A 17,627-nucleotide genomic window follows, 5' to 3' on the forward strand; every position below is an offset into this window, starting at 1 on the left:
TGATGGGCGTGCGGATCCTCGTCGTCGACAATTACGACAGCTTTGTGTTCAACCTGGTCCAGTACCTGGGCCAGTTGGGTGTGGAGGCTGCCGTCTGGCGCAACGACGACGCACGTCTGGCGGACCCGGCCGCGGCCGTCGCCGCATTCGACGGGGTGCTGCTCAGTCCGGGGCCGGGCACCCCGGAACGGGCCGGCGCGTCGATCGCGCTGGTCGGGGCGTGCGCGGCGGCGCGGATCCCGTTGTTGGGCGTGTGCCTGGGCCACCAGGCGATCGGTGTCGCCTTCGGTGCGACGGTCGGCCGCGCGCCGGAACTCCTGCACGGCAAGACCAGCACGGTCTTTCACACCGACGCCGGCGTGCTGACGGGCCTGCCGGACCCGTTCACCGCCACCCGCTACCACTCGTTGACGATCCTGCCCGAGACGCTGCCCGACACCCTGGAGGTCACCGCGCGGACCCGCGGCGGGGTGATCATGGCGGTGCGGCACACCGACCTGCCCATCCACGGGGTGCAGTTCCACCCGGAGTCGATCCTGACCGAGGGCGGCCACCGGATGCTCGCCAACTGGCTCGGTTACTGCGGCTACCCGTGCGACGACGCGGTGGTGCGGCGGCTGGAGGACGAGATCGCCGCCACCGTGCAGACCGCCCGCGCCGAAACCCCGAGCCCTACCGCGAGCTGATCACTGGCCGAAGCGCAGCGTGATGTTGCCGTCGGTGTTGACCCCCTGGCCGGCCGCCGGGCTCTGGTAGAGCACCCGGTTGTGGCCCGCCCCGCCGGCGTCGACGTCGGCGCCCTTCACCAGGATCCCGGTCCAGCCCAGTGCCCGCAGCTGCGGTTCGACATCGGTCCAGAACAACCCGGTCACATCGGGCATCACGAACTGATTGCCCCGCGACACCCGTAGTTCGATCACCGCATCCAGCGGAACATCCTCACCACTGGGCGGACTGGTGGCGATCACCTCACCGGCCGGCCGCGGGCTGTCCGCGGTCACCTCGGTGATCTTGGTGAAGCCGTAGACGGTCAGGTTCTTCTGCGCCAGCTCCAGAGTCTGGCCGGTGACGTCGGGTACCGGCTTGGTGGCCGGACCGGAGCCGATCACGATGATGATCTCGTTGGTGACCGCCGTGGTCTGGTTGGCCGGCGGGTTGGTGCCCACCACCTTGTCCTTGAGCTCCGGCGTCGACGGCGAGTCGACCTGCTTGAACTTCCCGAATCCGGCGGCGGTCAGCTTCTTGACCGCGTCCGCGTAGCTCAATGTCGCCACATCCGGCAGCTGACGCTGCTCGGGTCCGTAGGACACGTCGACGGTGATCTTGTCGCCCTTGTTGGCGGGTGCCCCGGCGGGCGGGTCGGTGCCGATCACGTGGTCGGGCGGCACCCGGGAGTCCGACCGTTGTTCGGTGCGGGTTTTGAAGCCCTTGTTCTGCAGTTCGGCGATCGCGTCCACCGAGGCCTGACCGCTGACATCGGGCACCTGGATCGGGTGCGGCCGGCCGCCGAAGGTGTTGATCATCACCGTGACGATCACGGTCAGCACCGCCAGCACGATCGCCGCGGTCAGCCAGCGGCCCACCGAACCGGGCCGATCGTGGACGAAGTCGAGATCCTGGCGGGGCAGCGGGTCGGTGTGCGGGGAGGCGCCGTCCCCACCCCGGTGCGCCAACAGCGAGGCGCGGTCGGCCTCGGTCAGCACCCGGGGCGCCTCGGGGGTCTCGCCGTTGTGCACCCGCACCAGGTCGGCCCGCATCTCGGCGGCCGTCTGGTAGCGGTTGTCCGGGTTCTTCGCCAGGGCCTTCAGCACCACCGCGTCCAGGTCGGCGGGCAGTCCCGGCAGCCGCTGGGACGGCGGAATCGGGTCTTCGCGGACGTGCTGATAGGCCACCGCGACCGGTGAGTCACCGACGAAAGGCGGGTCGCCGGTGAGGATTTCGTAGAGGACGCAGCCCAGCGAGTACACGTCCGAGCGGGCGTCGACGGTGTCGCCGCGGGCCTGTTCGGGCGACAGATACTGGGCGGTGCCGATCACGGCCGCGGTCTGCGTGACACTGTTTCCGGCGTCCGCGACGGCACGCGCGATGCCGAAGTCCATCACCTTCACCGCGTTACGCACGTCGATCATGATGTTGGCGGGCTTGACGTCGCGGTGGATGATGCCGTGCTGGTGACTGAAATTCAGCGCCTGGCAGGCGTCGGCGATCACCTCGATGGCCCGGATCGGCGGCATCGGCCCGTCGTTGTGGACGATGTCGCGCAGCGTCTCGCCCTCGACCAGTTCCATCACGATGTAGGGCAGCGGCCCGGCCGGCGTCTCGGCTTCGCCGGTGTCGTAGACGGCGACGATCGCCGGATGGTTCAGGGCCGCGGCGTTCTGGGCCTCCCGCCGGAAACGCAGATAGAAGCTGGGGTCGCGGGCCAGGTCGGCGCGCAGCACCTTGACGGCGACCTCACGGTGCAGGCGGGTGTCGACCGCGCGGTGTACCTCCGACATCCCGCCGAAGCCGAGGATCTCGCCGAGTTCGTAGCGGTCGGAGAGCCGCTGCGGGGTGGTCATTGGGCCGCCCTGTGCTGGTGGGACCAGCCGGAGCCGTGGGCGGCCGGTTCGGATGCGGGCGGCTCGGACGCGGGCGCCTCGGAACCCGACGTGGCGCTGCTCGGCGGCGGCCCGGTGTCGATGACCGTTCGGGGGCCCTCGGAGTTGCTCCCGACGATGATCAGCACCGCGATGATGATCGCCAGCGTGCCCAGCACCCCGGCCGCCCACAGCAGGGCCCGCTGACCGGCGGTGAAGGCGCGTCGCGGCGCCGGGGTGCGGTGGTTGCCGGTGGCCGGGCGGGCCCGTCGGGCGGCGGTGGCCCGGGCCGACACCGGCGCCACCGGCTGCGCCACCCGGGTGGTGGTGCCGGACGGGATCGCCGACGGGGCGGCACGCCCGGCGGGCAGCGATTGGCTGGGCCTGGTGGGCCGGCGCCCCGACCGCACCGCGGCGACGGCGTCGGCGAACGGGCCACCGCTGCGGTACCGCATGTTGGGGTTCTTGGCCAGGGTGATCTCGATGAGTTCGCGCACGTTGGGCGGCAGCTCGGCCGGCAACGGCGGCGGCGGCTCCTTGATGTGCTTCATTGCCACGGTCAGTGCGCCGTCGCCGATGAACGGCCGCCGCCCCGACAGCACCTCGTAGCCGACCACACCCAGCGAGTAGACGTCACTGGCCGCCGTGGCGTCCTGTCCCAGCGCCTGCTCGGGGGCGATGTACTGCGCGGTACCCATCACCATGCCGGTCTGGGTGACCGGGGCGGCGTCGACGGCCTTGGCGATACCGAAGTCGGTGATCTTCACCTGACCGGTGGGCGTGATCATGATGTTGCCCGGTTTGACGTCGCGGTGCACCAGCCCGCTGCTGTGCGCGACCTGCAGCGCCCGGCCGGTCTGCTCGAGCATGTCCAGGGCGTGCCGCAGCGACAGCCGCCCGGTGCGTTTGAGCACCGAGTTGAGCGGCTCCCCGTTGACCAGTTCCATTACCAGGAATGCGGTGCGGCCCTCGCCGTCCAGGTCGCTCTCGCCGTAGTCGTGCACGCTGGCGATGCCCGGATGATTGAGCATGGCGGTGTTGCGGGCTTCGGCGCGGAACCGTTCGATGAACTCGGGATCGGAGGAGAACTCCGGTTTGAGGACCTTGACCGCCACCCGGCGGCCCAGCCGATTGTCGACGGCTTCCCAGACCTGACCCATGCCACCGGTGGCGATGAGCCGCTGCAACCGGTACCGCCCGGCCAGCGCTGCGCCTACCTGCGGACTCATGAGCGCCCCTGAAGTGCGGCTTGGATGACGGCACGCCCGATCGGCGCGGCCACCGCACCACCGGTGGCGGCCAGGCGGTCCCCACCGTCCTCCACCACGACGGCGACGGCCACCTTCGGGGCGTTGGCCGGGGCGAATGCGATGTACCACGCGTGCGGCGGTGTGTTCCGCGGATCGGAACCGTGTTCGGCGGTACCGGTCTTCGACGCGATCTGTACGCCCGGGATGGCCCCCTCCTGCTGGGTCATTCTTTCGGCGTCGATCATTAGTTCAGTTAGCTTAGCCGCGACCTGCGGGGACACCGCACGGCGTAGTTCGTGGGGTTGGGTGGTCGCGATTCCGGCAAGGTCGGGGCCCTCGAGTCCGTCGACCAGGTAGGGCTGCATGGTGACGCCCCCGTTCGCGATGGTCGCGGCGACCACGGCGTTCTTCAGCGGGGTGACCGCGACATCCTTCTGCCCGATGCTGGTCATCCCGAGTGCGGCGTTATCGGGGATCCGGCCGATGGTGGATTCGGCGACCTGCAGGGGGATCGGTTCGGGAGTGAGGTCGAAGCCGAATCCCTGGGCGGTGGTGCGCAGCGCCTTCGCGCCGGTGCGGATACCCAATTGAACGAAGGCGGTGTTGCAGGAGCGGGCGAACGCGGTCCGCAGCGAAACGGTCGGTTCGCCACCGTCGCAGGTGCGGCCCGCGAAGTTCTCCAAGGTCACGGTGCTGTCGGGCAGGCCGATACGGGCGGCGTTGGTCAGTGGCTCGTTCTCGCCGACCCCGGCCTGCAGCGCCGCGGCGGTGGTGATCACCTTGAACGTCGACCCCGGCGGGTAGGTCTCGCTGATGGCACGGTTGGTCAGCGGCGAGGCGGGATCGTCGCGCAGCCGCTGCCAGGCCTGCCCCTGCTGGGCCGAATCGTGCGAAGACAACTCGTTGGGGTCGTACGACGGTGCGGACACCATCGTCAGCACTTTGCCGGTGGCGGGCTCCAGCGCCACCACCGCGCCCCGGCACCCGCCGGTGCAGCCCCGCTGCATCGCGTCCCAGGCGGCCTGCTGCACCCGCGGCCGCAGGGTGGTCTCCACGGTCCCGCCCCGCGGGCTGCGGCCGGTGAAGAAGTCGGCCAGCCGCAGGCCGAACAGCCGCGGATCGGATCCGTTGAGCACGCTGTCCTCGGCCCGCTCAAGCCCACTGCTGGAGTAACGCAGCGAATAGAACCCGGTCACCGGTGCATAGACGTAGGGATCGCGGTAGATGCGCTGATACTTGATCCGGTCGTCGGTGGCGATCGAGTCGGCCAACAGTTGGCCCGCGGCGGTGATCTGGCCGCGCTGGCGGGAGTACTCGTCGAGTAGCACGCGCTGGTTGCGCGGGTCGGCGCGCAGTCCGTCGGCGGCGAAGACCTGGGTCAACGTGGCGTTGCCCAACAACAGCACGATCAGCGCCATCAGCGTCATGGTGACGCGACGCAACGAGGTGTTCATACGCGCTCGATCACCGCCGTGCCGGTGTCACCGATCGGGGTCGGGTGCAGGGGCTCGGTGCTCAGCGGTCGGCGCGCAGCGTGCGAGACGCGCAGCACGATCGCCAGCAGCACATAGTTGGCCAGCAACGACGAACCCCCGTAGGACAGCCAGGGGGTGGTGAGCCCGGTCAGCGGAATCAGCTTGGTGACGCCGCCGACCACGATGAACAGTTGAATGCCCAGGGTGGCGGCCAGCCCGGCCGCCAGCAGCTTGCCGAAGCTGTCGCGCACGGCGATCGCGGTGCGCATGCCCCGGACGATGAGAATCGTGTAGAGGATCAGCACGCCGGCCAGCCCGACCAGCCCCAGTTCCTCGCCGAACGCGGCGATGATGAAGTCCGTCGACGCCGCGGGGACATAGCCGGGTTGACCGTTGCCCAGGCCGGTGCCGAAGATGCCGCCGGTGGCGAAGCTGAACAGGGACTGCACCATCTGGTAGCCGACGCCTTCGGGGTCGGCGAACGGGTCCAGCCAGGTCTGCACCCGGACCCGGACGTGGCCGAACATGAAGTACGCCGCGGTGCTGCCGACCGCGAACAGCAGCAGGCCGATCACCATCCAGCTGAACCGGCGGGTGGCCAGGTACACCACCACCAGGAACGACGTGTACAGCAGCAGCGACGTGCCGAGGTCCTTCTCGAAGGCCATCACCCCGACCGAGATCACCCAGGCGACCAGCAGGGGGGCCAGGTCCCGCGGGCGGGGCAGGTTCATACCCAGCACGTGTTTGCCCGCGCTGGTGAACAGCCGGCGCTTGGACACCAGCACCGCGGCGAAGAAGATCAGCAGCAGGATCTTGGAGAACTCGGCGGGCTGAATGGAGAAGCCCGGCAACCGAATCCAGATCTTGGCGCCGCCCCGCTCGGACAGCGACGCGGGCAGCAGCGCGGGGATCACCAGCAGGATCAGGCCCGCCAGGCCGCAGATGTAGCCGTTGCCGGAGAGCTGGCGGTGGTCTTTGAGGGTGATCAGCACCGCGGCGAAGACGCCGACGCCGACCAGGGTCCACAGCATCTGCGCGCCGGCGCCGGGGTGGGCGTCCGCGCCGTCCGCGGCGACGCCCAGGTCGATGCGGTGGATCATCACCAGGCCCAGCCCGTTGAGCAGGGCGACCACCGGAAGCAGCAGCGGGTCGGCGTAGCGTGCCGAACGGCGGATGACCAGATGCGCGAAGGTGAACACCACCAGGAAGGCCACCCCGTAACCGACCAGATCCCAGCGCAGCCCCTGCTCGTGGCCCGCCTCGACGATCAGCATGGCCACCGCGATGATCATGGTGGCGAAGCACAGCAGGAGTAGTTCGGCGTTACGCCGATCCGACAGCACCGGTGTCACTGCCACCGGTGGCTGTGGCTCAGTGGTCATGATCCCGCCCGGCAGTCGGTCCCCGGTACCGGCGGGGCGGGTGGCAGGTCGCTCAGGGCGGGCGGTTGGGGCCGGCCCGAGGTCTGAGTGGGGGGCGGACCCGGCAGCGGGCCGGTGGGCCCGAGTCCGGCCGACGGCTGGCGCGACGGAGTGGGCGACGCGGACGTCGACGGCGCGGGGCCGGGCGACCAGTCGGGGTCGTCGTCTTTGAGCCGGGCCGGACCGTGCGGGCAGCGGGGCAGCAGCGAGCTGCGGGCCAGGCTGCGCAGTTGGTTGATCGCGTCGTCCAGGGTGCCGGCGGGCAGGCCGTTGCTGACCTGCTGGCGGGCCGGCGGAGTCAGGTCCTGCAAGGTCATCAACCGGCAGCCGGGGTCGCCGGAGTGGTGGACGCTGATCTGCACCAGCTCGCCGTCGCTGTCCAAGCACCCGAGCAGGAAGGCCTCCTGCAGCGGATATCCGAGGATCGAGCCCTGCACGCCGCGCATGATCGCGACCCGGTCGCCGTCGGCGGTGACGTAATAGTTGGTCCGGATGACCGCGCGGCCCACGAACAGGGCGGTGGCCAGCAGTGCGAGCAGCAGGACCCCGATCAGGATCCTGCGCCGCCGGGACTTGGGCTGCTGGTCGGTGGTTTCGATCCGCGGCAGGACCCGCTTGGCGACGGTCTTACGGGGCGCGATCGCCGACGCCCGCCCGGCGGCGGTGTTCAGCACGATGGTGTGGTCGTCGTCGGCGTCGGAGACCGCGCCGGCCAGGATCGGCTGGGTCTGCCCGTAGTCGACATCGACGACGTCGGCCACCACGACGGTCACGTTGTCGGGGCCGCCGCCGCGCAACGCCAACTCGATCAGCCGCAGTGCGCACTCGTTGACGTCGGGAATCTGCAGCGCTTCGTGGATGGTCTCGGTGCTCACCGGGTCGGAGAGACCGTCGGAGCACAACAGGTAGCGGTCACCGGCCTGCGCCTCGCGCATGGTCAGCGTCGGTTCCACCTCGTGGCCGGTCAGGGCCCGCATGATCAGGGACCGCTGGGGGTGGCTATGCGCCTCCTCGGCGGTGATGCGGCCCTCGTCGACCAGGGTCTGGACGAAGGTGTCGTCCTTGGTGATCTGGGTGAGTTCGCCGTCCCGCAGCAGATAGCCGCGGGAGTCGCCGATGTGGGCCAGGCCCAGCCGGGGGGCGGCGAACAGGATCGTGGTCAGGGTGGTGCCCATGCCGTCGAGCTCGGGATGCTCCTCGACATAGGCGGCGATCGCGGAATTGCCCTCTTGCACCGCACTTTCCAGCTTCGCCAGCAGGTCGCCGCCGGGTTCGTCGTCGTCGAGGTGGGCCAGCGCGGCGATCACCAGCTGCGAGGCGACTTCACCGGCCGCGTGCCCGCCCATGCCGTCGGCCAGCGCCAGCAACCGAGCCCCGGCGTAGACGGAGTCCTCGTTGTTGGAGCGCACCAGGCCGCGATCGCTGCGGGCGGCGTACCGCAGGACGAGGCTCACCGGCGGAGCTCGATCGCGGTCTTGCCGATACGTATCGGCGTGCCGACCGGAACCCGTACCGCTGTAGTTACCTTCACCCTGTCAAGGTAGGTGCCATTGGTCGATCCCAAGTCCTCGACATACCATTCCGTGCCCCGCTGGGACAGCCGAGCGTGGCGAGCGGAGGAGTAATCGTCGGTGAGGACCAGCGTCGAATCGTCGGCCCGGCCGATCAGCACCGGCTGATCGCTCAGCGCGATGCGGGCACCGGTCAGCGGACCCTCGGTCACCACCAGGTGCCGCGCGGTGGTCCGCTGCTGGCGGGGCGGCAACAGTACCCCGCGGATCGACAGGCCCCGGCGGACCATGACCGCGCCGGTCGGCGCATAGATGTCGGTCCGCAGTATCCGCAGCACAGACCAGATGAACAGCCACAGCAACGTCAAAAAACCGGCTCGCGTCAGCTGCAGTACCAGTCCCTGCATCCGGCGTCCTCTCCGCTCTCGCACCGCCCCTGGCGTGCTCGCCTCGGCGAGCACATCGGCAAAGTCACGATACTTGGGCGCGGCGGGCCGTAGGGCAAACCTGCCGGGCTTGCTGACTCGGGCGGGGCTACGTCGTCAGTAGACCCGGACGATGATCTCGGAGTGACCCAGGCGGATCACATCACCGTCGGCCAGCTGCCATTCCTGGACCGGGGCGTTGTTCACCGTGGTGCCGTTGGTGGAGTTCAGGTCCGACAGCAACGCGACCCGGCCATCCCAGCGGATCTCCAGGTGCCGACGGGACACGCCGGTGTCCGGGAGCCGGAACTGGGCGTCCTGGCCGCGGCCGACGACGTTGGCGCCTTCCTGCAACTGGTAGGTACGCCCACTGCCGTCGTCGAGGTGCAGGGTGACCGATGCGGGTGCGCTGTAGCCGCGCTGGCCGTAGCCACCCGCGGCGTCGCCGTAGCCGCCGGGGGCCTCGCCGTAGCCGCCGGGCGCGGGCTGGCCGTAGTCGTAACCGGCCGGGGCCGCCGGGGCCTCGCCGTAGCCGCCCGATGCGGGCTGGCCGTAGTCATAGCCGGCCGGGGCCGCCGGGGCTGCCGGTGCGTCGCCGTAGCCGTGCCCGGGCTGGCTGTAGTCCTGCCGGCCGTACGACGGCGCGCCCTGGTCGTAGCCGCCCTGCTCGGGGTAGGCGTAGTCCTCGTGGCGGGCCGGCGGGCGCTCGTACTCGCTGTAGCCGGGCTGGCCGCCACCGGCTGGGTAGCCCGGTGCCGGGGCCTGATGCTGCGGGTAGCCCTGCTCGTAGCCGGCGGGTGGGCCGTAACCGGCGGGGGGACGCTGTTCGTAGTGCTGCCCGTAGCCGCCGCCCTGGCCCGGGTAGCCGCCCTGCGCCGGGTAGCCACCCTGGCTCGGGTAACCGCCCTGGTCGGGATAACCACCCTGTTCCGGTCGCGGGGGCGGCGGCGCGTAACCGCCCTGGTCGGGGTAGCCGCCCTGCGGTTCCTGGGGGTAGCCGGACTCGGGCGGGTAGGGCCCGCGCGGGTCCTGACCGCCGCGAGCGTCGTCGGCCGGACGGCCGTAGCGCGGGTCGTAGTAGTCGTCGCCGGGACGATCCTGCCCGTGGGTGCCGCGGTAGCTCGGGTTATCGGTCATCGGTGGGACTCCTGATTCTGCGGAACGCGCATGAACTGATTGTGGTGGGCGGGATTCATTGACCGTCTGGTGGGGGCGGGCATCGGGATTGACCGAGCCCCGGGCGCGAACCTGGCCGGTGCGCAGACTCGGCGACTGCTGGAACCGGACAACCACATCACCATACGTTTGCCACCCCTGTTCGCCGATGTACTCCGCTAGGTGCCGGGCGAAGGCCTTCGACGTCAGTTCCTGGTCGGCGCCTACCTTGGCGTAGTCGTCCTCACCGAGGGTAATGACGTAATCGTTGGGTGCCAAAAGTTCGTTGCCGGCCAACGCCCGCACACCGTCGGCGGCTTCGCGCCGCAGGGCGGCCTCGATCTCCTCGGGAACGACTTCCCCGCCGAAGACCCGGGCCATCGCATCCTCCACAGCGACCTCGAGTTTGCGCTCGATGCGATGAACCAGCCCACGCTGGCTGTCCAAACCCTTACCCGCCTTCTCTGTCGCCGTTGCATAGCCCGTGCCGGGGATGTCGCCGCGGCGTGTCGCCGAACTGCATCTGCCCTGGACATGGTATCGACCCGGTATGCCGAGACGGCACCCTTAGACGGCGGAGAATCGGATAAGACCAGGTCACGAAGGGGTCACGGCGGCCGCGGCCCGGTTCGGCGGCGAAGCCGCGCAGGTCCGGAGCCGATTTTTCAACCCCCGGGGGAACCGTGATAGGCTCCCCCGGTTGCTCGGGCGAGTGGCGGAATGGCAGACGCGCTGGCTTCAGGTGCCAGTGTCCTTCGGGACGTGGGGGTTCAAGTCCCCCTTCGCCCACAGAGAGCGGTTCTACGAACCGCGACGCATGAGGTCACGAACTCGAAAGGGTTCGTGACCTTTGTGCTTTGTGCGGTGCTGGTCGCCGAAGTCCACGTGCCGTCCGAGGATCGATCGGGTCCGGCTTGACTGCACCGATGCGGCTGGGACGAAACTGAGCAGCCTCCCGGCGCAAGCCTGCGACCTGCGAAGACAGCGCCCGGAAAGGCGAGTTGTCGGATCCGCGGGCGGGCCCGACGATCGACGTATGGACACCGACCGATACGCCGCGTTCCTGCCCTCCGCACACCGCCACGGCGAGGTACCGATGGAGCCGACCTGGATGCCGTGGCGCGGCCGACGCATCCATATCGGTCGCGCGCGCAACCCGTCGGCGTCGGCGCGGCTGATCGTGGTGCACGGTGGCGGTGGGTACTCCGGCGCGCTGTGGCCGTTGGCACAACTGGCAGCCGCCGAAGGCCTGGAGGTACTCGCTCCCGACATGCCCTTGTACGGAGACACCGAAGAACCGGCGCCGGGCGCGGTCCGCTACGACGACTGGATCGATCTGCTCTGCGACATCGTGACCACCGAGCGCCGCCGCGACAACCGCCCCATCGTTCTCCTGGGCGCCAGCATGGGCGGGAGGGTGGCCTACGAGGCCGCGGCCCGGACCCGCGACGTCGCCGCGCTGCTCGCCACCTGCCTGCTGGATCTCTCCGACCCGGCCGCGTTGGCGGCGGCCTCGCGGTGGAAGGTGCACGGCGGCGCCCTCGCCCTCGCCGTGCGCCTGGCCGGCGCCGCCGCGGGATCGGTTCGGGTCCCGATCCGTTGGATCGCCGACATGTCCGCTATGAGCAGCAACCCCGCGCTGGCGAAGCTGTGCGCCGCCGATCCCAAAGGCGGCGGGGTCAAGGTGCCGCTGGGCTTCTTGTCGAGTTGGCTGCGTTATCGGCACACCGCGCCTGAGAACTATCGGGGCGCACCGGTCACGCTGGTACACCCGGCCGCCGATGCCTGGACCCCGCCGGAGCGCAGTATCGGTTTCCTGCAACGGATCTCGGCGCCTACCCGCACCGTCCTGCTGGACAACTGCGGGCACTACCCGATCGAGGAGCCCGGTCTGACCCAGCTCGAAGATGTCATCCGCGAGACCGTCACGGCGGTGGTGGAGTACACCGATCGACGATGACCTTCAGCTGCGCGGCAGCGTCCGAGCCGTAGCCGTGTCGGGGCAGTACCCGGTGCACCTGCGCGTCGACGGCGTGCACGATGGTCCGGGCGGTCAGTTCGGGCGCTTCGCCGCCGCGGCGGCACCGCTTGAGGTGGTAGGCCACCTCGGCGACCATCCGATCCTCGAAAGCCGACACCGCCGCGACGTCGTCGGCGACGGCGGCGACCCGGTGCAGCAGCGCATGCAACTGCGGTCGGTCCCGGTGCAGCTCCACCACTAGTTCGAGCACCTCGGCCACGGTGTCGTCGAACGGCGGCGCCGCACTGCGCAGCCGGTCGAACACCTCGGTCAGGCGGTCCTCGGCGGAGCGCAGATGCCGGCCGGCCACCGCGCGCAGCATGGCGTGCTTGTCGGGGAAGTACTGATACAGCGTGCCGACCGAAACACCCGCGCGCTCGGCGATGCGGTTGGTGGTGGCCGCGATTCCCTCGCGGGAGAACACCTGGGCGGCCGCTTCGAGCAGCGTCTCGACGGTTTCGCGTGACCGGGCCTGCCGGGGCTCTCGTCGCGAGGAACCCATGACGCCATTGTGCCGGGCCGGGTTCGGCTCGCGGGTCCGGATCAGTTCACCGGCAAGTCGGTGATCAGGTCGACGGCTTGTCGTCACCCTGGTTGTCGACGACGGTTTGGATGAGTTCGGCGATACGCTGCTGACCGGCGGCGGTCATGTCGAACTTGGCCCGCATCTCGGCGAAGCCGTCGTTCATGTCCTGTCGCAACGCATTGAAGCTGCTTATGGTCGCCCGGCGGAGGGCGCGCATCTCTTTGCCAAGCTCACCGACGTCGCGATCGGCCCCTCCGGCGAGCACTCGGGCCGCCACGGAGTCCTCCCTAGACGCTTGGACCTGCCCCCGCAGCTCCGCCACGTCGTTCTCCAGGGCCGTGACGCGGGCCTCCAGATCCTTCGGCTGCATGAGGGCAGCCTAGCCCCGGACTGGTGCGCCGCGCCGCCCTCGCGCGAAGTTATCCACAGCCCCTCAGGTCAGCTTGTGGAGCTGCCCGCCCCGATCACCGTCTCACCGAACTCCGCGATGGACTCCGGCGGCGCGAAGTCGGCGAACCACACGTAGAAGCGCTGTGCGCCGGCCGCTTCGAACGCACCGAAATGGTCGATCAGCTCGGTCGCCTCCCCACACTTGAGTCCCGTCCCGAGATGACCGAAGCGGCGTTGAGCGGTCTCCGATACCGTCGCGAGATCCTGATCGCGGCGGGCGAAGCCGACCATCTGCTGGATCGACGGCCGGGCGTTCCCGATCGCCGGCAGCAGCTCGGCGAACCTGTCGAGGTGCGTACACGGCAGGTTCCACCAGTCTGCGTGCCGGCGCACCAGATCCAGCATCCGCGGGCCGACTCCGCCGAGCACCAGCGGAATCGGCTGCGACGGCGCCGGCGCCTGGGCGCGCTGCCCGTCGGTGCTCCAGAACTCCCCCAGCGCGTCCAGCGTCTGGCCCAGGGCGTCGACGCGTTCGCGCGCGGTCGCGGTACTGATGTCGTACTTGGCCAGTTCGTCGGGCATCGAACCGGAGCCCAGCCCGAGCTCGAACCGGCCGCCGCTGGCCTCGGCCAGCGTGGTCGCCTGCTTGGCCAGCACCGAGGGATGGCGGAACGCGTCGCACAACACCACGTGACCGACCTTGATGCGTTCGGTGTGCGCGGCGACCCAGGTGGCGATGGTCATGGCCTCCCACAGCGGTGCCGTCGGCGCCATCGGGGTGTCGAGGTGGTCGAGGAAGGCGACCCCGTCGAACCCGGACGCCTCGGCGACCTGCACCCGTGACACCAGGTCATCGAGACCGATCCTGCTCTGCGGGAGGTAGAGGAACCACTCCGTCATTGCATCCCTTCCGGTACCCCAATCGGCGGTGGCGCCGGCTGGCCGTCCCTATACTCCAACACAGATGGTAACCATGTTCTCGGTTTTAGAGAGTGCGTTATCAAACCAGGAAAGGACGGCGTCGGATGGCAACCTGCGACGGCAAAGTGGCACTGGTGACCGGCAGCAGTCGCGGGCTGGGCAAAGCCATCGCCCAGCGACTGGCCGCCGAAGGCGCCACCGTGGCTCTCACCGCCCGCACCCTGGAACCCGACGCCAAGTACGACGGGTCGCTGAGCCAGACCCGTGACGAGATCGTCGCCGCGGGGGGCCGCGCCATCGCCGTGCAGGCCGACCTGTCGTCCGCCGAAGACCGCGAGCGGTTGTTCGCCGAGGTCACCGAGCAGATCGGCGCACCGGACATCCTGGTCAACAACGCCGCGGTGACGTTCCTGCGCCCGCTGGACGGCTTCCCGGAACGGCGGGTCAAGCTGATGCTCGAGATGCACGTGGTGGCACCCCTGCATCTGAGCCAACTCGCGATTCCCGCGATGCGTGAGCGCGGCGCCGGGTGGATCCTGAACCTGACATCGGTCGGCGGAGATCTGCCGCCCGGTCCCCCGTTCTCCGAGTTCGACACCTCGGCGGGCTTCGGCATCTACGGCACCGTCAAAGCCGGCCTCAATCGGCTCACCAAAAGCCTTGCCGCCGAACTCTATAGCGACGGGATCGCGGTCAACGCCGCCGCGCCGACCGACCCGGTGGCCACGCCCGGGGCGGGCACGCTGGACCTGGCGAAGGTCGACACCGAGGACATCTCACTGATCACCGAGACGGCCCACCGGTTGTGCACCGCCGACCCGAAGACCCTGACCGGCCAGATCGTCAAAACCCAGGCGTTCCTGCGCGAGGTCGGTTGGCTGCGTGACTGATGCCGCCCTGACCGCGCTACGGCACCGACTGGAACCACGTGGCGTCACCGCGATCGCACCGCTGGCCGGTGGGGCCTCGAGCCTGACCTTCCGCGGCAGCCAGGACGGCCGGCCGATCGTGGTGAAGATGGCACCCCCCGGACACGCCCCGGTCGGCCACCGCGACGTGCTGCGCCAGGCCCGGATGATCGCCGCCCTGGCAGACACCGACGTACCGGTACCCGGCCTGCTCTGGTGCGACGACGGCGATCCGCCGGAGGTGCCGCCCCTGTTCGCGATGACGCTGATCGACGGCGACTCCTTCGAGCCGCTGTTCGACGCGCCGGATCAACCCACCGATCCCGCTGTCCCGCACCGCTACCGCGCCGCCGCCCGGGTGATGGCCCGGCTGCACCGCCTGGACCCGACGGCCTTGGGCTGCGCCGACGAACCCGTCGGTGACGCGGCCAGCGAGATCGAACGGTGGAGTGCCACCCTGGCAACCGTCGACCCGGAACTGGCGCCCGGCTGGCAGGCCGTCGGCGATGCGCTGCGCGCCGCGCTACCCGCCCCGGTCGCCCCGGCAGTGATACACGGCGACTTTCGGCTGGGCAACCTGCTGGCGGTGGGCACCGAGATCACCGCGGTGATCGACTGGGAGATCTGGTCGATCGGCGACCCGCGCATCGACGCCGGCTGGTTTTTGATCAACTCAGACCCGCAGACCTACCGCCGCGGCACTCCCTACGACGCGCTCGTCCCCGGGATCGACGAGCTGGCAGCCTGTTACACCGACGCCCGGGATGCGCACGTCGCCGACCTGGCCTACTTCATGGCGCTGGCGTGCTTCAAATCCACCGCCACCTGGTCGCTGATCGTCAAGCACAACCGCCGCCGCGCCACCCCGAATCCCGAACTCGAGGCGATGGCGGCGGCCCTGCCGAGCCTGCTGGACAGGGCCCGGACGCTGTTGGCCTAGTCCCGTGGAATGCCGGCCAGCTTGTCGGCGAACTTCGCCTCGGCGGCCGCCCGCAGCCGCAGCAGATGCTCGGACGGGAACAGATCCGGCGCCGGCGCAACACCTTTGAGCAGTTGCTTGGCCAGCGTCACCTTGTGCACCTCGGTGGGCCCGTCGGCCAGGCCCAGCACGAACGACTCGGTCAGGTACTGCACGAACGGCATCTCATGCGAGGTGCCCAGCGAGCCGTGGATCTGCAGAGCGCGCGAAGCCACGTCGTGCAGCACCTTCTGCATCATCGCCTTGACCGCGGAGATGTCGCCGCGCACCTTCTGATAGTCGTTGTACTGGTCGATCTTCCACGCGGTCTGCAAGGTCAGCAGCCGGTAGGCCTCGATCTCCATCCAGGAGTCGGCGATCATCTCCTGCACCATCTGCTTGTCGGCCAGCACGGTGCCCTGGGTGTGGCGCGACACCGCCCGTTCGCAGATCATGTCGTAGATCCGGCGCACCAGCCCCACGGTGCGCATCGCGTGGTGAATCCGCCCGCCGCCCAACCGGGTCTGGGCCACCACGAACGCCCCGCCGCGCGGGCCGAGCATGTGATCGTTCGGCACCCGGACGTTCTCGTAGCGGACGTAGCCCTCTCGTCCCCCACCGTCGGCGGGTTGATAGCCCAGGCCCACATCGCGCAGCACGTTGATGCCCGGGGTGTCGCCGGGCACCACGAACATCGAATACCGCTGATAGGGAGCCGCATCCGGGTCGGTCATCGCCATCACGATCAAAAACGACGCCTTGGAGGCGAACGACGAATACCACTTCTCGCCGTTGATGATCCAGTGGTCGCCGTCCTGGGTGGCGGTGGTGGTGAAGACCTTCGGGTCCGCACCGCCCTGCGGTTCGGTCATCGAGAAACACGAGATGATCCGGTTGTCCAACAGCGGCTCGAGGTAGCGCTCCTTGAGCTCTGGCGTGCCGTAGTGCGCCAGGATCTCACTGTTGCCCGAATCCGGTGCCTGCGAACCGAACACGATGGGCGCGCATTCCGAGCGGCCCAGGATCTCGTTGAGCAGCGCCAGCTTGACCTGGCCGTAGCCGGGACCACCCAGGTGCGGTCCCAGGTGGGTGGCCCACAGTCCGCGTTCCTTGACGATCTTCTGCAGCGGCGGGATCAGGGCCTGGCGTACCGGGTCGGTGAGGTCGTGGGATTCCTTGACCACCATGTCGATCGGTTCGCACTCGTTGCGGACGAAATCTTCGACCCAAGCCAGCTGTTCGGCCCACTGCGGGTCGGTGGAGAAGTCCCACGCCATCGTCGGGTGTCCTTTCGGTCGAGCGGTCGGTTACCGGGCCCACTTCTGCCGGCGGGCAGCGGCGTCGTCGGTGGCATGGGTGAGGACCTGGTTGCGGTTCTCCAGCTCCAGCGCGGCGTCGAGGCCGGTGGCGTCGGTGTTGACCTGCAGCGCGCGCTTGGTCAGCTCCACCCCCAGGGGTGCGAGTCCCGCGATGAGAGCGGCTAATTCGATGGCCCGGTCCACCAGGGCGTCGGGCTCCACCAGTTGGCTGACCAGGCCCCGCTGGTCGGCCTCCTGCGCGGTCACGGTGCGGCCGGTGAGCATCCAGTCGGCGGCCACACTGGTGCCGACGATCCGCGGCAGGTGATAGCTCATCCCCATCTCCGCGCCCGACAGGCCCAGCAGGATGGCGGCGTTACCGAATTTGGCTGCGGTCGAGGCGATCCGGATGTCCGAGGACAGACACATCGCAAACCCGGCACCCACGCAGGCGCCGTTGACCGCTGCGATCACGGGTTGCGGCATGGCCCGGATCGCCTGCGGCAGTGCGGCCATGGACTCCTGGAAACGCATCCGGTCGATCGCCGGGTCGTCGGCCTCGGGGATGCCGGCCCCGAAGTCGCGCACGTCCAGGCCCGAACAGAAACCGCGGCCCGCGCCGGTGAGCACCACCGCCAGCACCGAGCGGTCGGCACCCAGCGCGGTGAACGTCTGGATCAGTGCGTCGCGCATCTCCTCGTTGACGGCGTTGAGCCGGTCCGGGCGATTGAGTGTCACCACGGCGATGCCGTCGCGGGAGCGGTCGATCAGCAGCGTGTCGGTCACG

Annotated in this window: 16 protein-coding genes and 1 tRNA gene; 5 read left to right on the forward strand and 12 right to left on the reverse strand. The window is 69.5% G+C overall.

Annotated features, from left to right (window positions below; genetic code table 11):
* Positions 1–8 precede the first annotated feature (8 nt).
* Positions 9–686, forward strand: coding sequence for an aminodeoxychorismate/anthranilate synthase component II (locus RCP38_RS00075; RefSeq protein ID WP_308474661.1), 678 nt, complete (start codon positions 9–11; stop codon positions 684–686).
* On the opposite strand, the gene pknB is transcribed toward RCP38_RS00075, so the two are convergent.
* From pknB to RCP38_RS00110, 7 genes are all read right to left on the reverse strand, one after another.
* The gene (gene pknB, locus RCP38_RS00080; protein WP_308474662.1) at positions 687–2,561 is read right to left on the reverse strand and encodes a Stk1 family PASTA domain-containing Ser/Thr kinase; all 1,875 of its coding nucleotides are present in this window, start codon (positions 2,559–2,561) and stop codon (positions 687–689) included.
* A complete protein-coding gene (locus tag RCP38_RS00085; RefSeq protein ID WP_308474664.1) occupies positions 2,558–3,808 on the reverse strand; it encodes a serine/threonine-protein kinase in 1,251 nt (416 codons plus the stop codon). The genes pknB and RCP38_RS00085 overlap by 4 nt, the downstream gene beginning before the upstream one ends.
* Positions 3,805–5,283, reverse strand: a complete 1,479-nt coding sequence (pbpA, locus tag RCP38_RS00090; protein WP_308474666.1) for a D,D-transpeptidase PbpA — start codon at positions 5,281–5,283, stop codon at positions 3,805–3,807. The genes RCP38_RS00085 and pbpA overlap by 4 nt, the downstream gene beginning before the upstream one ends.
* A complete protein-coding gene (locus RCP38_RS00095) occupies positions 5,280–6,689 on the reverse strand; it encodes an FtsW/RodA/SpoVE family cell cycle protein (RefSeq protein ID WP_308474668.1) in 1,410 nt (469 codons plus the stop codon). The genes pbpA and RCP38_RS00095 overlap by 4 nt, the downstream gene beginning before the upstream one ends.
* Positions 6,686–8,182: a PP2C family protein-serine/threonine phosphatase gene (locus RCP38_RS00100; RefSeq protein ID WP_308474670.1), complete on the reverse strand. Its 1,497-nt coding sequence runs from the start codon at positions 8,180–8,182 to the stop codon at positions 6,686–6,688. The genes RCP38_RS00095 and RCP38_RS00100 overlap by 4 nt, the downstream gene beginning before the upstream one ends.
* Positions 8,179–8,646: an FHA domain-containing protein FhaB/FipA gene (locus RCP38_RS00105; RefSeq protein WP_308474672.1), complete on the reverse strand. Its 468-nt coding sequence runs from the start codon at positions 8,644–8,646 to the stop codon at positions 8,179–8,181. The genes RCP38_RS00100 and RCP38_RS00105 overlap by 4 nt, the downstream gene beginning before the upstream one ends.
* Before the next feature lie 135 nt (positions 8,647–8,781).
* Positions 8,782–10,266: an FhaA domain-containing protein gene (locus tag RCP38_RS00110; protein ID WP_308474674.1), complete on the reverse strand. Its 1,485-nt coding sequence runs from the start codon at positions 10,264–10,266 to the stop codon at positions 8,782–8,784.
* Positions 10,267–10,525: 259 nt separating this feature from the next.
* Here RCP38_RS00110 and RCP38_RS00115 point away from each other — a divergent pair.
* Positions 10,526–10,608 (forward strand) — tRNA-Leu (locus RCP38_RS00115).
* Between the two features lie 247 nt (positions 10,609–10,855).
* Positions 10,856–11,779, forward strand: a complete 924-nt coding sequence (locus RCP38_RS00120; protein ID WP_308474676.1) for an alpha/beta hydrolase — start codon at positions 10,856–10,858, stop codon at positions 11,777–11,779.
* On the opposite strand, the gene RCP38_RS00125 is transcribed toward RCP38_RS00120, so the two are convergent.
* The 3 genes from RCP38_RS00125 to RCP38_RS00135 all read right to left on the reverse strand — a co-directional run bounded on the left by RCP38_RS00125 (position 11,745) and on the right by RCP38_RS00135 (position 13,655).
* The gene (locus RCP38_RS00125; protein ID WP_308474678.1) at positions 11,745–12,341 is read right to left on the reverse strand and encodes a TetR/AcrR family transcriptional regulator; all 597 of its coding nucleotides are present in this window, start codon (positions 12,339–12,341) and stop codon (positions 11,745–11,747) included. The two genes, RCP38_RS00120 and RCP38_RS00125, sit on opposite strands and share 35 nt — an antisense overlap.
* Positions 12,342–12,405: 64 nt before the next feature.
* Positions 12,406–12,735, reverse strand: coding sequence for a hypothetical protein (locus RCP38_RS00130; RefSeq protein ID WP_308474680.1), 330 nt, complete (start codon positions 12,733–12,735; stop codon positions 12,406–12,408).
* 68 nt (positions 12,736–12,803) lie between these two features.
* On the reverse strand, positions 12,804–13,655 hold the full coding sequence (locus RCP38_RS00135) for an LLM class flavin-dependent oxidoreductase (RefSeq protein WP_308474682.1): 852 nt from the start codon (positions 13,653–13,655) through the stop codon (positions 12,804–12,806).
* 125 nt (positions 13,656–13,780) lie between these two features.
* On the opposite strand from RCP38_RS00135, the gene RCP38_RS00140 reads away from it, so the two are divergent.
* Together RCP38_RS00140 and RCP38_RS00145 are read left to right on the forward strand one after the other, a co-directional pair.
* Positions 13,781–14,566 (forward strand): SDR family NAD(P)-dependent oxidoreductase, encoded by a 786-nt coding sequence (locus RCP38_RS00140; protein WP_308474683.1) that lies wholly within the window; start codon positions 13,781–13,783, stop codon positions 14,564–14,566.
* Positions 14,559–15,524, forward strand: a complete 966-nt coding sequence (locus RCP38_RS00145; protein WP_308474685.1) for a phosphotransferase family protein — start codon at positions 14,559–14,561, stop codon at positions 15,522–15,524. Before RCP38_RS00140 ends, RCP38_RS00145 begins: the two co-directional genes overlap by 8 nt.
* Here RCP38_RS00145 and RCP38_RS00150 read toward each other — a convergent pair.
* Together RCP38_RS00150 and RCP38_RS00155 are read right to left on the reverse strand one after the other, a co-directional pair.
* Entirely contained in the window at positions 15,521–16,819 is a 1,299-nt protein-coding gene (locus RCP38_RS00150; protein ID WP_308474687.1) for an acyl-CoA dehydrogenase family protein, read from the reverse strand. The two genes, RCP38_RS00145 and RCP38_RS00150, sit on opposite strands and share 4 nt — an antisense overlap.
* A 30-nt stretch (positions 16,820–16,849) precedes the next feature.
* A complete protein-coding gene (locus tag RCP38_RS00155; protein ID WP_308474689.1) occupies positions 16,850–17,626 on the reverse strand; it encodes an enoyl-CoA hydratase/isomerase family protein in 777 nt (258 codons plus the stop codon).
* Between the last annotated feature and the right edge of the window lies 1 nt (position 17,627).

This window comes from Mycolicibacter sp. MU0083 (assembly GCF_963378075.1).
Classification (GTDB): domain Bacteria; phylum Actinomycetota; class Actinomycetes; order Mycobacteriales; family Mycobacteriaceae; genus Mycobacterium; species Mycobacterium kokjensenii.